The 15,634-nt window shown below is 47.3% G+C and carries 16 protein-coding genes; all 16 read right to left on the bottom strand.

Annotation, left to right across the window (positions count from 1 at the left end):
• Nucleotides 1–4 precede the first annotated feature (4 nt).
• The gene (locus V6C27_13555; GenBank protein ID MEG6617433.1) at nt 5–442 is read right to left on the bottom strand and encodes a DUF1934 domain-containing protein; all 438 of its coding nucleotides are present in this window, start codon (nt 440–442) and stop codon (nt 5–7) included.
• A 215-nt stretch (nt 443–657) separates the two neighbouring features.
• Entirely contained in the window at nt 658–867 is a 210-nt protein-coding gene (locus V6C27_13550; GenBank protein ID MEG6617432.1) for a hypothetical protein, read from the bottom strand.
• Between the two features lie 79 nt (nt 868–946).
• Nucleotides 947–1,966, bottom strand: coding sequence for a dissimilatory-type sulfite reductase subunit beta (dsrB, locus tag V6C27_13545; GenBank protein ID MEG6617431.1), 1,020 nt, complete (start codon nt 1,964–1,966; stop codon nt 947–949).
• 123 nt (nt 1,967–2,089) lie between these two features.
• Nucleotides 2,090–3,274, bottom strand: a complete 1,185-nt coding sequence (gene dsrA / locus V6C27_13540; protein MEG6617430.1) for a dissimilatory-type sulfite reductase subunit alpha — start codon at nt 3,272–3,274, stop codon at nt 2,090–2,092.
• A 333-nt stretch (nt 3,275–3,607) separates the two neighbouring features.
• Nucleotides 3,608–4,183 (bottom strand): indolepyruvate oxidoreductase subunit beta, encoded by a 576-nt coding sequence (locus V6C27_13535; GenBank protein ID MEG6617429.1) that lies wholly within the window; start codon nt 4,181–4,183, stop codon nt 3,608–3,610.
• Nucleotides 4,176–5,948 carry an indolepyruvate ferredoxin oxidoreductase subunit alpha gene (iorA, locus tag V6C27_13530; protein MEG6617428.1) on the bottom strand — a complete coding sequence of 591 codons (1,773 nt, stop codon included), beginning with the start codon at nt 5,946–5,948 and terminating at the stop codon, nt 4,176–4,178. Before iorA ends, V6C27_13535 begins: the two co-directional genes overlap by 8 nt.
• A 55-nt stretch (nt 5,949–6,003) precedes the next feature.
• The gene (locus V6C27_13525; protein ID MEG6617427.1) at nt 6,004–7,302 is read right to left on the bottom strand and encodes a phenylacetate--CoA ligase; all 1,299 of its coding nucleotides are present in this window, start codon (nt 7,300–7,302) and stop codon (nt 6,004–6,006) included.
• The gene (locus V6C27_13520) at nt 7,299–8,795 is read right to left on the bottom strand and encodes a sodium/solute symporter (GenBank protein ID MEG6617426.1); all 1,497 of its coding nucleotides are present in this window, start codon (nt 8,793–8,795) and stop codon (nt 7,299–7,301) included. The genes V6C27_13525 and V6C27_13520 overlap by 4 nt, the downstream gene beginning before the upstream one ends.
• A 178-nt stretch (nt 8,796–8,973) precedes the next feature.
• Entirely contained in the window at nt 8,974–10,143 is a 1,170-nt protein-coding gene (locus V6C27_13515; GenBank protein ID MEG6617425.1) for an aminotransferase class I/II-fold pyridoxal phosphate-dependent enzyme, read from the bottom strand.
• Nucleotides 10,140–10,628: an Lrp/AsnC family transcriptional regulator gene (locus V6C27_13510; GenBank protein MEG6617424.1), complete on the bottom strand. Its 489-nt coding sequence runs from the start codon at nt 10,626–10,628 to the stop codon at nt 10,140–10,142. Before V6C27_13510 ends, V6C27_13515 begins: the two co-directional genes overlap by 4 nt.
• A gap of 337 nt (nt 10,629–10,965) precedes the next feature.
• Nucleotides 10,966–11,175, bottom strand: a complete 210-nt coding sequence (locus V6C27_13505) for a hypothetical protein (GenBank protein MEG6617423.1) — start codon at nt 11,173–11,175, stop codon at nt 10,966–10,968.
• Between the two features lie 6 nt (nt 11,176–11,181).
• On the bottom strand, nt 11,182–12,537 hold the full coding sequence (gene ypeB / locus V6C27_13500; GenBank protein ID MEG6617422.1) for a germination protein YpeB: 1,356 nt from the start codon (nt 12,535–12,537) through the stop codon (nt 11,182–11,184).
• A 15-nt stretch (nt 12,538–12,552) separates the two neighbouring features.
• Nucleotides 12,553–13,290 (bottom strand): spore cortex-lytic enzyme, encoded by a 738-nt coding sequence (gene sleB, locus V6C27_13495; protein MEG6617421.1) that lies wholly within the window; start codon nt 13,288–13,290, stop codon nt 12,553–12,555.
• Between the two features lie 84 nt (nt 13,291–13,374).
• Entirely contained in the window at nt 13,375–13,542 is a 168-nt protein-coding gene (locus V6C27_13490; GenBank protein ID MEG6617420.1) for a hypothetical protein, read from the bottom strand.
• A 150-nt stretch (nt 13,543–13,692) separates the two neighbouring features.
• Nucleotides 13,693–15,126: a cobyrinate a,c-diamide synthase gene (locus V6C27_13485; GenBank protein ID MEG6617419.1), complete on the bottom strand. Its 1,434-nt coding sequence runs from the start codon at nt 15,124–15,126 to the stop codon at nt 13,693–13,695.
• A 106-nt stretch (nt 15,127–15,232) separates the two neighbouring features.
• Nucleotides 15,233–15,550, bottom strand: coding sequence for a TusE/DsrC/DsvC family sulfur relay protein (locus V6C27_13480; GenBank protein ID MEG6617418.1), 318 nt, complete (start codon nt 15,548–15,550; stop codon nt 15,233–15,235).
• Between the last annotated feature and the right edge of the window lie 84 nt (nt 15,551–15,634).

Raw genomic sequence — 15,634 nt, 5'->3', positions numbered from 1 at the left:
AGAGTTAAGCCTCCTTGACGGTGATTAATAACTCATTAACACCGATTTTATCTTTTCCTACAATTAATTCATATTCTAGATTAATACTTCCACCATTCTCTGTCAAGTCTGCAGCAACTTTACTGGGCAGCACTTTTGTTGTCATGGTGCCGTAGGGAGTAACATAGGTGCCGCTGTTGACCACCCCGGCTTCAAAGGTATGTTTTAATTGGCTGTTTCCCATTCTACTGAGGGTAATTTTTTCTGGCTCCACCTTTAAAGAGGTGGTGCTTCCTGCCATGCCGGTCAGTACACTTTCATCATAAATCAGGTAGATGGCTTGGTTTTTGCTGTATAAACTGCCGATGGTTTGAAAATTAATGCTGTCCCGCTCGCCCAATTCGTTGGTCTGAATGGTGTTGACGGTAATCAATACCTTTTTACCTTTGCCTTCTTTGCTCATGTTAAACCCCTTGTGTTTATTGTAATACTTTTATTATAACCGAATAACTACATACATTATTGCATGCAAATTATCTATTAATCTTGCCAGTGGCGCCCTTGCCTACCGGTTGTCTTCCCGCTGGTTAGGTGACAGGGTTTCTTTCAACCCATCGGCTCGGCAAACATGCCGGGCAAACTAAAAGGAGCAGGTGACAATTCACCTGCTCCTAATTATTAACCTTGTTTTGGGGTGTGGTCTTTACCGGCTAAGGTAATGTATGAAGTACCGATGTATAGGTATTCAACTTTACCCTCTTTAGCCAGATCGGAACACGCCTTATCAACCTCACGCTTTTTCGCGCCGATTTTTTCTGCAATTTCCTTAGACTTAGCTTTGCTAACAGTCTCCAGGTATGCAAGGATCTTTTCTTTTAACTCTTCCATGGAAACATTCACCACCTAAATATTTACCACATAATGCGGTAGTTTTATTATATTTTAACTACCATCGGTGACTATTATTCTACCACTTGAATTGTGCAGTAGAACGGAAGGTGGTTACAGCCAGGTTGAAGTCATCGATGTGCTTGTCAGTGAATGGCAGTTCGGCCATTTGGAAGAATTTCTCCCAGCCGATACGCTCAATCCACTCACCCATTCTTTCGCCTTGTTTCGCGTTAGCAGCCCACAGCTCAACAAGCTTCTTAACAGCGTCAACCACTTCTGGCCAACGTGGAGGATTGTTAGGCAGATATGGGATTGCCAAACGTGAGAACATCGGGGTTGAACGAGCGTTTGATACTTTACCACCAACCCAGATGGACACAGCGTCGTTCTCTGGGTCAACAATGTGAATAGATGGGCACATAGTGTAGCAGTTACCACAGTACATGCAACGCTCTTCTTTAATTTCAACTGACTTCAGTTTTGGGTTTGGACGAATAGCTGCGGTTGGGCAGCTGGCGATAACTGTTGGAATTTCACAGGCGCTCTTAATGGTGTCATGGTTAACAACCGGAGCCTTTCTGTGAATACCCAGAATAGCGATGTCTGAGCAGTGTACAGCACCGCACATGTTCAAACAGCAAGCCAGAGAAATTCTCATTTTTGCTGGTAACTTCATGGTTTCGAAGTATTCGAACAGTTCATCCATAACTGCTTTTACGATACCTGAAGCATCGGTAGCAGGGGTATGACAGTGTACCCAACCTTGGGTGTGTACGATGTTGGTAATGGAGTTACCAGTACCACCAACGGGCAGACCCTTAGCTTTTAATTCAGCAATCAATGGCTCAATGTTAGCTTCCTCAGTTAACAGAAACTCAACATTGTGACGGCTTGTAAATCTCAGGTAGCCACCGCAGTATTTGTCAGCGAGATCGCACAGATCACGAATGAAGTAAATGCTGACCAATCTTGGTGAACCTACACGCACGGTGTACAGCTTGTCACCGGATTCAGCAACGTGTACAAGTACACCTGGCTTTAAAATTTCGTGATACTCCCATTTACCGTAGTTTTCTTTGATAACGGGTGGGAGCATTTGCTCGTAATGCGGAGGTCCGATATCAGTTTTAGGAGCCAATTCGCTTCACCTCTCCCCGTACATATTATTTTAATAATTATAAACTAATTAACCAGTTATTAATTCAATGCCCTTTGGCTATTACTTAACTTCTTCAGGCCACCAGAAGAAGTATGGGTTAGCACGAGGCTTGAATACCATTTGTGGAATTGGTTCTAGTTCAACAGCACGCAGGAAGTTACGCATACCGAGGCGGCAAATTGTTTCACCCACACGCTCACGAACCTTACCGTGTTCATCCCACCATTCCCAAATCTTATCCAGCAGATCCTTAACTTCTTCGTAATCGTTCTCTTTATCCATTTTCATGAATGGAACAATTACCCAACCTAAGAATGCGGATTGTAGAATGGTTGCTTTACCACCGATCAGGATGGTAGCACCTTTGTCTTCACCGGGGCGAAGAGCTTTAGGCATTTTGTTGATGCAGTGCATGCAACGTACACACTCTTTGTTGTCGATGGTTAATTCGTTACCGTCAAAGCTCATGCAGCCTGTTGGGCAACGATCGATAACTATGTCTTGAATGTCCAAGCCGTTAGCAACGTACTCACGAACAGCTTCTTGCTTAATGCGGATATCGTCTCTCCAAGTACCCATGATTGAGAAGTCGGAACGAGCGATAGAAGCTACGCAGTCGTTAGCACAACCTGAAACTTTAATTTTGAACTTGTATGGCCACATTGGACGGTGTAATTCGTCCTGGAATGTGTTAGTCAAGTTGTGGCAAATATCCATGGAGTCGATACATGCAAATTCACAACGTGACATACCACAGCAGCAACTAGGGGTACGCAGGTCGGAACCTGAACCACCAAGGTCAAAACCTATTTCGCTATACTCGTTAAAGGCAGTTTGCAAGTATTTGGTTTCGGTACCTAACAGTACCAAGTCACCAGTTGAACCGTGTAAGTTGGTCAAACCTGAGCCATACTTATCCCAAATGTCACATACTTTACGTAGAGCTTCAGTGGTGTAGTACCAACCTGATGGCTGGTTCAAACGAATGGTGTGAAACTCTGCTACGTTAGGGAATTGCTCTGGCATGTCTGTGTAACGACCAATAACTCCACCGCCATAACCCATAACACCAACGATACCGCCGTGTTTCCAGTGCCCTTTTTTCTCCTCGTAGGATACTTCAAGTTGGCCTAGAAGGTCTTGTGCGGAGGGCTTTTCGGGGGCCATTCTCTTAATTTCAGTTACGAAACTGGGCCAGGGACCAGTCTCCAGTTGATCCAAGAGAGGGGTCTTGGATTCTGCCATTAAGCTCACCTCCAGTTTTTTTCAATGGGGAATATATCCCACAAAATTGTTATACTGCTACAGTCTGTCAACCAATTACGCGAAAACATAACGAGTTAATAAAAATAATCAACTCGCTTGTCTAAATTTATCTGTATAGGTTGTCAGACAAAGCCAACGATGTTACTAAATACACAAAATTGTTGGCAACTTGGCCACCAATGTGTACCACATGTACAAAGTTTAACATCAATAAGTCAGTCTGTCAACTGGCAAACTAACCTTAGGCATGTGAATTGTTGCCCTTTGTTAGAAAATTATGATAAATTTTATGCACTAACATAATTTTTATGCTTATAATGTATAGCCTTCGTTAAATGCAGCCCGGTTAACTTCGATAAATTTCTCCGGCACCACCGCTGTCAATGCTTGTTCCCAACTCTGCCGGTCTATGGGCAAATGCTTGGCCAGCACTGCCAACAGTACCACGTTGGCGGTACGGGCATTGCCGCATTTCACTGCTATGTCCAGTGCATTAACCACCTCTGTTTTCTGGACTTTACCTTTAATATAGTCCAGCACATTGTCGGGATAGGTGGCGGCACCAATAAGCACCGGCACTGGGTTAATGGCTTGGTCGTTGATGATCATTGTGCCATCGGGTTTGAGGTAGTCCAACCACCGCAGTGCTTCTAATTTTTCAAAGGACAAAATAACGTCGGCACCACCTAGCGGAATTAGGGGAGAATGCACTTGGGGAGCCAACCTCACTTGGGTAACCACACTGCCACCCCGCTGGGCCATCCCTTTGATTTCGGATACTTTGATGTCATAGCCAATGTCCTGGGCTACCCGGGCCAGCACTTTGGTGGCCAGTATTGTTCCTTGACCGCCCACGCCCACTAACATTACATCGATCGGTTTAAGCATTGTTTTGCCCCCCTTTAACAATTGCTTGCTGTTTACAAATGGTGCTACATAAACCACAACCGTTGCACTGAATGCCATCGATGGTTGCCTTTTTATCATTAAATGAAAGGGCGGGGCAACCAATTTGCATACACATTTTGCAGCCGATACACTGGTCTTTTATTACTGTCATTGGTTGCTGGGATTCTTTATTCAGCAATGCGCAGGGGCGGCGGGCAACAATCACCGACGGTTCTGCCGCTGCTATTTCTTCTTTGATGATCTTTTCAAAGACCCCGATATTTATTGGATCCACCACTTGCACTCTTTTTACTCCCAAGGCCTTTACCAACGCTTCGATATCTACCTCCGGGGCCGGTTGTCCCATCAGGGTTTTGCCGGTGGCCGGGTTTTGCTGGTGTCCGGTCATGGCGGTGATGCGGTTATCTAAAATGATCAAGGTGGTGCTGCCACCATTATAAACCACGTCCATCAAACCGGTTACTCCGGAATGGAGGAAGGTGGAATCGCCGATTACCGCCACCGTCTTTCCTTTAAACTCAGGGTTGGCCAATTCCATGCCGTAGGACATGCCGACACTGGCCCCCATACAGAGACAGGTGTCAATGGCGGACAGCGGCGGTGCCGAACCCAAGGTATAACAACCGATGTCGCCGGTAACGGTGAGCTTAAGTTTTCTTAAAACATGGAAGCTGGCCCGGTGGGGACAACCGGCACACAATACCGGCGGTCTGCCCGGCGCCTGGGGTGCCTGCTCATCAATCAATGGATTGGCTGATTGAACATATTGGGGGGCCACCGATACTCCCTGTTTTTTAAAGGCTTGGGCCACATCATAGGCTGACAGTTCACCGATATTGGCAATGATTTCTTTACCAATGACGTCAAGGCCCATGGCTTTCACTTGCATTTCAATGAAGGGATCCAGTTCTTCCACCACATAAAGCTTGTCAACCTGGGCGGCAAAGTGGCGGATCATTTTTTCGGGCAATGGGTTGGTAAACCCTAGTTTAAGTAGCGAAGCATTGGGTAACACTTCCTGCACATATTGGTAACTGATACCACTGGTGATGACACCCACCTGTTTATCGCCCCAACTAATGAAGTTTAAACCGCAGGTTTCGCTGTACTCCTTTAGCTGAGCCAACCGTTGTTCCAGTTGTACCCGGCGCACTTTAGCATTGCCCGGCGACATCACATGTTTTTGCGGGTTTTTATTGTATGGCTTCAGTTCCACCGGCTGCCGGTCTTTAATTTCCACCATGGATTGGGAATGACTGACCCTGGTGGTGGTGCGCAGCATTACCGGCGTGTCAAAGCGCTCGCTAATTTCCAGTGCTTGGGCCACCATGTCTTTAGCCTCTTGGCTGTCTGCCGGCTCAAGACATGGTATTTTAGCCGCCAACGCATAGTAGCGGTTGTCCTGCTCGTTTTGGGAACTGTGCATCCCTGGATCATCTGCGGATAAAAGTATTAAACCACCGTTAACCCCGGTATAGGCCAAGGTGAACAGTGGGTCGGCGGCTACGTTTACACCCACGTGTTTCATGGTCACTATGGCCCGGGCCCCACCAATGGAGGCACCGGCACCCACCTCCAGCGCCACCTTTTCGTTTGGTGACCACTGGGCATGAATTCCGGGGTATTTAATGAAGTTTTCAAGAATTTCGGTGCTGGGTGTGCCGGGATAACCCACCCCAACGGTTACGCCTGCCTCATAAGCTCCTCTGGCTATGGCAACATTTCCTGACATCAACTGTTTCAAAGATTACACCTCCAAATCTATTTTATCATGGATTTTTGTCTTTGGGGGTAATACATTACTGGTTTCTTTTATCAACCACCCGTTTGGCCTTGCCCACAAATCTTTCCAATGAACCCGGTTCCACCAATCTCACCTTAGCACCTAGGGACAGCACGCTGGACAAGCGGCTTTTAACGGTTCTCTCCAGCATTTCTAAATCTCTAAAGTTGCCAGTAAATGCCTCGGCGGTGGGTTCCACCTGTACCTCCAGGGCATCTAAATAACCTTTTTTGGTGATAATTATTTGGTAATGGGATGAAATGCCATTAATGTCCAACAACACACTTTCAATTTGCGATGGAAATACATTGACCCCAGAGATAATTAACATGTCATCGCTGCGGCCAGTGACTTTTCTCATCCGCACGGTGGTGCGCCCACATGGACAGGGTTCGGGGTTCAATACCGTAATGTCCCGGGTGCGATAACGAATAATTGGTAACGCCTCTTTGGTTAGTGAAGTGATTACCAACTCACCCTCCTGACCATACTCCACCGGTTCACCGGTTTCTGGGTTGATCAATTCCACCAAAAAGTGGTCTTCGGATATGTGCATGCCGCAGGTGTGCAGGCATTCACCGGCCACCCCAGGGCCAATGATTTCGCTCAAACCGTAATTGTCGGTGGCTTTAAAGTTCCATGTTTTTTCTATTTCAGAGCGCAGGCTTTCGGTCCAGGCCTCTGATCCCAGCAAACCCACCTTTAGGCCCAGCTGGGCCGGATCTTCTCCCATATTTTTTGCCACTTCTGCAATGTGCATGGCGTAGGTTGGTGTACTGATGATGGTGGTGGTGCCAAAGTCCTTCATCAGCATAATTTGTCTCTCGGTGTTGCCGGTGGAGGTGGGTACCACCATGGCCCCCACCCGTTCTAACCCATAATGGAGCCCCAGCGCCCCGGTAAACAGGCCGTAACCAAAACAAACCTGGGCCACGTCTTCGTCGGTGACCCCGGCCTGGGTGACAATGCGAGCCACCAGTTCGGACCAGGTATTAATATCATTGCGGGTGTAGCCCACCACCGTTGGTTTGCCGGTGGTGCCAGAGGAGGCATGAATGCGCACAATTTTCTTTTTGGGCACCGCAAACATTTTAAAGGGGTAGTTATCCCGCAAATCGGTTTTCACCGTAAAGGGGAACCGCTCGATATCCTTTAATGTTTTGCAGTCCTCGGGTTTTACACCCAGTTCATCAAACTTTTGTCGGTAAAAGGGCACGTTTTGGTAAACGTTTTTTAATGTCTGTTGCAACCGGGCCAACTGCAGTTGCTGCAGTTGGCTCCGATCCATGGTTTCATGTTGCTGATCCCAAATCACATTGCATCTACTTCCTTCCATACTACTTCAGGATTTGTCGTCTCACCAAAGACATGGTCCAAATGTTGTACCGGCAGCGGCTTGGTAACGGTACTAACTAACGGCACCACAATGAGTGGCACTAGCATGGCAGCGGAACCCACGGTGGGTATGGCTTGGGGATAAATTGTGGAAAAGACAATGGAAATGGTCAATCCACAGAGGGAACCGGCCCAGGCCCCCACCGGGGTGGTGCCCCGCCAAAACAATCCATACAGGTAAGGGGCCAAAAAGGCTCCGGCCACCGTTCCCCAGGATAACGCCATTAAACTTAGTATAATGGTGGGCTTAGCCAGGGCCAATAGCAGTGAAATAATTACGAACACTGCACATAGCAGCCGCAACACCAACACCCGCTGCTTTTCAGCCAGGTTGGGCTTGATTGTCGGCAATAAATCCAACGCCACTGCGGAGCCGGATACCAGCACCAGCGACGCCAAGGTGGACATTGACGCCGAAAGCACCAAAATCAATATCACCGCTGCCGCCGCTTCCGGCAATACGTTATTAATTAATTGTGGCATCAACAAATCTGTTGACGGATTGCCCGTGGCGGCATCAATGGGTAACTCAGCAAAAAATAATCTGGTTAAGCCGCCGCTAAAGTAGGCGCCAAAGGAGATTATTAAAGCAAAGACACTGGCCACAATCATGGCCGGTTTAATGGATTGTTCGTCTTTTATGGCATAGAACTTCTGCACCATTTGGGGCAATCCCCAAGCGCCCAGACTGGTCAATATCACCAAGGACGCCACTGATATCCACCCCGGACTGACAATGGCTGTGAGGCCGGGATCGATGGCAGTCAGTTTTTGCACTGCCGGCAGTATCCCTCCCACTTCTGGGGCTTTAATTACATACCACAACAGCATTGCCACCCCAAAGAGCATGATGCTGCCTTGAATAAAGTCCGTTAATGCCACCGCTCGGTAGCCACCTAATATTAAATAGATGCCCGTTAGCAAAGCCATGGCCACCACAGCATAGAGGTAGGGAATGCCAAATATTTTTTCAAACAGGTATGACAATCCCATGTAAACCGATGCCGAGTAGGGAACCATAAAAATAAAAATGACCAGTGCCGCGTATATCTTCATGCCGGGACTTTGGTACCGGGCACTCAGAAATTGGGGCATGGTCATGGTATTCAAACGGATAGTCATTCTCCTGGTGCGTTTAGCCAGCAACCACCAGCTTAACATACTTCCCACCAGGGTATTTCCCACTACAATCCACAATCCAGAAAGTCCAAAATTCCATCCTATGTTACCTGCGTACCCGATAAAAATCACTGCCGAAAAGTAGGTAGTGCCAAAAGCAAAGGCAGATAACCACGGGCCAACATTACGTCCGCCTAAAAAGAAGTCATTGACGGTTTTGGCCGAACGCATATTGGTTACACCACAGTAAATCAAAAAAGAAACAAAAATAAGCAGTAATACACCTTTAATCATACTAACCATCCTCCCATACTATTTTCAATTTTTAAGGTGCAAAAAGTTCAGCTACTCTTTAAATCACTCCTTCCGTACTGCCATCCTTCCATGCTGCAAAGCAACCATTCTACAATAGATAGACATATGTCTACTTCTATATTGATATGCAAACTCCTCTTTTTATGTGCCTACTTTTTTACCCCATTTTTGGCCTAACAAAACCTTCAATTCTTTTTAATGCCTCGGTCAAATCGGTCAGCGAGGTGGCGTATGAACAGCGAATAAACCCTTCGCCGGCTTGGCCAAAGGCATTGCCTGGGATCACTGCCACTTTGGTTTCCTTTAATAATTGCTGGGCAAATTCTTCTGATGTCATGCCGGTGGAGCGAATATCCGGGAAGGCGTAAAAGGCCCCACTGGGCTCAAAACAGGGCAAGCCCATTTTATTGAAGGCATTGACAACCATTTTTCTGCGACGATCATACTGTTCTACCATTTTAGCCATGGCCTGTTTGCCATTTTGCAACGCTTCCACCGCCGCCATTTGGGCGGTAATGGGGGCACACATCATGGTGTACTGATGAATTTTATTCATCGCCCCAATAAAATCAGCGTTAGAAGCGGCGTAACCAATGCGCCAGCCGGTCATGGCATAGGCCTTGGAGAATCCGTTGATTAGGATGGTCCGATCCCTCATGCCCGGCAGCGAGGCAAAGCAGGTATGCTCCCCTTTGTATGTCAATTTATCGTATATTTCGTCGGATATTACAATTAGGTCGTGCCGTTCAACCACCTGGGCGATTTGCAACAGATGTTGTTTGCCAATGGTGGCGCCGGTGGGATTATTGGGGTTACAGATCAGCAACGCCTTAGTTTTAGGTGTGATGGCCTGTTCCACCATCTGGGCGGTCATTTGAAAATTGTCCTCCACCCTGGTGGCCAGCGGCACCGCTTTACCCCCGGCCAATGAGACACAGGCCCCGTAGGCCACAAAACAAGGGTCGGGAATTAGCACTTCGTCTCCGGGCTGCAACAGTGCCCGCATAGCCAAATCTAAGGCCTCGCTGGCCCCCACTGTCACCAGCACTTCATCTTTGGCATGGTAATGCAGGTTATAGTCGCTACTTAGCTGCTGGCTAATGGCCTCCCGCAAACTTGGCAAGCCTTGGTTAGCGGTATAGTTGGTGTAACCCCGCTCCAATGAGTAAACGCAAGCTTCTCGAATGTGCCAAGGGGTGACAAAGTCCGGTTCGCCAACCCCCAGCGAAATGACATCGTCCATTTCCGCCGCCAAGTTAAAAAAACGTCTAATGCCCGATGGGGGCATTTCTCTGACATTGCTGTTTAAATAGTTTTGCCAACTCATGGGGTTACCACCAACCTGCGGTTAACCTCTTTGTCTTCCAAAATACAGCCGTTTTGTTTGTAGGTCTTCAGAACAAAGTGGGTGGCTGTGCTGAGTACATGTTCCATGGTGGCCAATCTGCTGTGGACAAATTGGGACACTTCTTTCATCGTTCTGCCCTCCATAAACACCAGCAAGTCATATTGTCCGGACATCAGGTGCACATCGGTGACCTCAGGAAAGCGAAAGATTCGTTCGGCCACGGCATCAAAGCCCACTTCCCTTTGGGGGGTGATTTTAACTTCTATGACGGCGGTTACTTTATCGTTATCAACTTTGTCCCAGTTGATCATGGCTTGGTACTTGGTGATGATGCCCTGTTGCTCCAGTTCTTTAATCCGTTGTTCCACTTGGGAAGTTTCCATGTTCAGCAGCGTGGCTATTTCTGCCGTGCTGATTTTAGCGTTTTGCTCCAGCAGTTCTAATATGGCTTTATCATTTTGCATTTTTGTAAAGACCTCCTTTGGAAAAGGCAATTGTGAATTTTGAATTTTGCGGTGCCTGATTCCAGCCGTTTTGTATAATGTTGCCTTATCAAACATTTGCCTAGGCGCCACCCTGCCTCCGACAACCTCCTTCGCTAACTTCGGTTCGCTGCTCAACTATATGTCGTTCGCTTACTGCAGCAGGTGCCGGGTTTTTCTATTAACCTTTTGTCTAAAAGCAAGGGCAAATGACACCTAAGTTGCTTTGGTTGCCTTTTAAAAAACAAAAAAGCCTCGCCCCTGGACAGGGACGAAGCTTATGGTCGTGGTACCACCCTATTTCAATCGCAATGCGCGCTTATTGCGATTCTCTTAACCTATAACGGGGGTTATCACCGGCAAAGCTTACTTGGTTCGGCTTGCAGCTCCTGGGTGGCTTGAATAATTCTCGTTCCACCGGGCTCGCACCGTACCCCGGTTCGCTGCGGTGAGCAATTATCCTTTTTCCCATTCGTCGCTGATGTAATATTGTAATGGCTAGTATAGCAAAGTATTTTTTTGCTGTCAATGGTTTTTACATTGTCAATTGACCGTTGGGGGTGTCCACCAGCATCATTACTTTTTCTTTCTTACCGGTTTCAGCATTGATGTAAACCAAATATGTATCTTGGTTTATTGTGCCGGTGAATTCCCAGCATAGCTGTTCGCTATAATCCACCAAGGGAATGATGGCCAGGCGACTATTTTTTACTTCCAGATGGTTATTTAGGTTTTGCTTGGCCTGTTGACTGCTAATTTTAGGTTGCGGAATATTCCGGTCTTTTTTAGCCATCCAGTATTGGCTAGCTTCATAGCCCAGAATGCGCCCGTCGTCCAACGCCACGGTGCATTTCACTTGGTCGGGATAGATCATGACATCACCTTGTACCGCAGCAAACTGTATAGTGACCAGGTTGCCATTTTTGCTGTGGTAAGTGGGTCGCATGTTTTTGATACCTTTGTCGTCCAAAAACTGCTTAGCCCTGTCGGTGGCCTGGTCGATGGATAGACTATCATCCTTTACTTGTTTGTTGCCCAAGTACCAAATCACTTTGCCGCCTTCGGCGCTGACGTCACAGGTATATCTGGGCAGGTTTTCATTATTATCGTTGTTGGGGATTACTTCCACAGTATAGGCATTGATCCGTCCTTTATTTTTGCCTATCACCCTGGCACTGTAATTGTTGTCGCCTTTGTCCACAAAGTCCAACGCAATTTTGCGGGCTTCGTCCGCGGATATTTTTTCACCGGTTAATCCTTCGGCCTTGCGCTTGGCCAGATGGTCGGAAAAGGGGCCGTCGTAAATTAATGTGGGGTAGGACTGCATATTGCGGTTAACGGAGTCAAAACTTTTATCGGCCCCCTCTGCGTTGGCCAACTGATTTTGGGCCCCAGTCTTTAATTCGCCCAACGTCAGTTTGCCATCGGTTAAGTCCTCACCAATATTTTGCAAGTCACTGTTGAGCTGAGCTGCCTGTCGGTATAACCGGTTTAGAGTACTCCAATTTTGCTCGCTCAGCTCCTCTTTATCCACTATCTCCTTAGAAATGGTATAGGCGTAGTCACCGGCTTGGGCTAAAAACTTGGAAGTGCGCTCGGTAACCGCCGAGGAAACTGGCAGTTGGGCAATGTCACCCTGGGCAGAATCTGCCCGCAACCAAATTTCTGAAAAAATGGCCACGTCTTCACCCTTGCCCGATGCTGTTAAACTCTTGCCCAAAGCCGTTTGCAAATTTTGCACATTGGTACTTAGATTAAAAAAGGCCATCTGATATTTGTTGTTCAAAAAGGTTTCTAAGTCCTGTCGGGCTTGATATTGACGATAACCCCAAAACCCAACCGCTGCCAATAACGCCACGCTAAGCAGAGCAAAAGCTCCCCATCTCCTCATTTGTTTAATACCCCCTTATATTCCGAAAACGTGATTGCCAATTTGACCGGTGATGGTTCGGGACCAAATCCATTTTGATACTGGTTTATATGGGTTCCAGAAGAACAGCGCACCTCCGGTGGGGTCATAGCCGTTCAGGGCGTCCTGGGCTGCCCGCAGCGCTTCGTCATTAACTTCCCGGTTGTATTGACCGTTGCTTACCGATTCGAAGGCCAGCGGTTGGTAAACAACCCCCGCTAAGGTGTTGGGAAATTCAGGGCTATCCACTCGGTTTAATAATACTGCCGCCACCGCCACTTTACCGGTATATGGTTCATCGGCAGCCTCACCCATCACCACTTTGGACAGCAACCACACATCACCTCGGTTAACGTCACCCCGGGAGGCGGTGGTCTGGTTTGTGTTTTTGGTGTTTTGGGTCTGTTGGGCGGTACCATAAGTAGGCGTATAGCCTAGGGCCGCCCAAGTGCTTTTACCGGTAACCCCGTCCACCGTCAGGCCATTTTTAGCTTGAAATTTTTTAACAGCTTCAAAAGTGCTGGCCCCATAGTAGCCGTCCACCGGGCCATCGTAATAACCCCAATTTTTTAGCTTTGTTTGTACTTTAATAACATCGTCACCGCTACTGCCCCAGTAAAGGGTTTTATTTTGAGCATCGGCGTCATTGCCCACCAGCGATACCGCAGCCAATAGCACTAAAACCAGTGTTACACTTATCACCGTTTTCCATCGAGACTTAATCAGTGCCAGCATATAATCACCTCAACGCTTATTTTGTGTTAGTATATTTTCCCTACATACCCCACTTTTATGTTAGAAAACCTTGGCATTTGCCGTTTAGGCAAATGACTTAGGTTTTCTTATACTTTCATCCTCTGTATTTATACTTATGAAAGTGCTAAAAAACCTTTGTTCGTTCTCAGCCGGTGTCTTTTGCTTGGTTGATTTTTGTTTACCTGTTGTGATAAAGGTTACGGTAAACCCAGCACCTGCTGCACCGCTCACTTTGGGGATAGTTTCGCTAGCTGCAGCAGGTGCTGGGTTTTAAATTAACCTTTTATCTAAAAGCAAAGGCAAAAGACACCTGGGTTTCGTTACTAACAATAGATAAAGGGGCTGTTGCACAGTTTTGCAACAGCCCCTTATTGGTAAATTTTAAATTGCAGCGGCAATTTGCTTTTTATGCTTGGCAGCGATTTTTACAAAGTTGTCCGCCCAATGGGGCACCGCCAAGGCATGTAGATGGTTGTAAGCAGCAAAGACATTTTTATACAACAGGCCATCATGCTGCCCGTCTATGCCCCAGCCCTTTTTAACCACATAGGCAAAATCCACTTTATCCTTTTCTAAATTAATCACTTTGGAATGGTGAAACTCATGTCCGGTTATTTTTAATCCCTGGGGAAACCAAGGGGTCTCCCGCTGCACTTCCACCTTCATGTAACCATGGCCCATGGGCCTTTTGATCATTTCCACATCGAAGGGCAAAGCGCCCACCATGTGGTGTACTTTGTCACCCCAGCTAATGGAGCGTCCTAAGTACATTAAGCCACCACATTCAGCATACACCGGCAACCCCTGCTCAATGCGTTCCCTGATATCGTTACGCAAAGAGTAGTTATCTTCCAGATCCCCCGCCATCACCTCTGGAAAACCGCCACCTATAAACAGCCCATCCACCGGCGGCAGTTGACAATCATTGATGGCATCGATGGCCACCAACTCTGCTCCGGCATTGGCAATGGCTTCTAAGTTCTCGGGATAGTAAAAACTAAAACCCTTGTCCATCACCACACCAATCTTGGTGGTGCCAGAAAGGTAATCCACCTCGTGAGGTCTTTTTATTTTAGTGAGCGGCGGTGCCACCGCGGCATTACTTTCAATTGCCGGGGCGGTGGCCGCCACCTCTAATATTTCATCCAAGTCCAAATACTTTTCCGCCGCCTCGGCCATGCGATCCACCGCTTGATGCAGTGAAACATCTTCCTCGGCAGGAATCAGTCCCAAGTGCCGATCGGGTATGGTGTATTGGTCACCCTTGGGCATCATGCCCAGCACCGGAATGTCACAGTACTTCTCGATGGATGCCCTCAGCACATTCTGATGGCGACTGCGGGCCACATTGTTTAAAATTACACCGGCCACGTTAATATCGGGATCAAAGTATCTGTAGCCATTGACCATCGCGGCCACACTCCGGGTCATTCTGGTACAGTTGACCACCAATATCACCGGGGCTTTAACGGTTTTGGCAACCTCTGCCGCGCTGCCACTGCCTTCCACATCAACGCCGTCAAAGAGGCCCATCGCCCCTTCAATGATGCTGATATCTGCCCCTTGACTGTGGGTGGCAAAGGACGCCTTAATGGTTTCTTTATCCATCATGTAACTGTCTAAGTTGCGACAGGTTCTTCCGGCCACCTTGGTTAACCAACTGGGATCAATAAAGTCAGGACCTTTTTTAAAGGGCTGTACCTTTAACCCCCTGGCAGTGAGGGCAGCCAGTAATCCAACTGTGATGGTGGTCTTTCCGGAACGACCTTGTGGAGCGGCAATGATTAATCTTGGTACATTCTCTAGTTTGTTCATTCAGCCTTCCCTGCCTTTCTCAAAATATTGGCTAACCACGATAGCCTACAAGAATTTAGAAAAGATCGCCCTCACCGGATGGTGAGGGCGACACTTTGTTTTTTAATTATACACAACCAGTTGGTTTTGGCAGGCCAGCACATTTACAAGCACCTTTAGCTGGGCCTGATGGGAATAATTGATAGATTTGCTTCAAGCTGAAGCCGGTTTCTTTGCAAAGTTTACGAATCATTGGAGCGATACCGAATTGGAAGAAGTAGTCACGGAGATAGTTGATAACTTTCCAGTGATCTTCGGTTAATTCTTCGATACCTTCTTCTTTTGCAAAGTAGTGGGCTGCTTCTTCAGTCCACACATCAGTGTTTAGAAGGAAACCGTCCTCGTCGATTTCAATCTGTTGACCGCCGATTTCTACAAATGGCATTAGGGAGACACCTCCATAAGTTTTTTATTTCCCTGTGGTGCGATAATAAATTTATTTTTATAATATCTCACCACATGTTAGCAT

Source organism: Peptococcaceae bacterium 1198_IL3148 (assembly GCA_036763105.1).
Classification (GTDB): Bacteria; Bacillota; Desulfotomaculia; order Desulfotomaculales; family Desulfohalotomaculaceae; genus JBAIYS01.
This window is presented reverse-complemented; position numbering and strand designations above follow the sequence as displayed.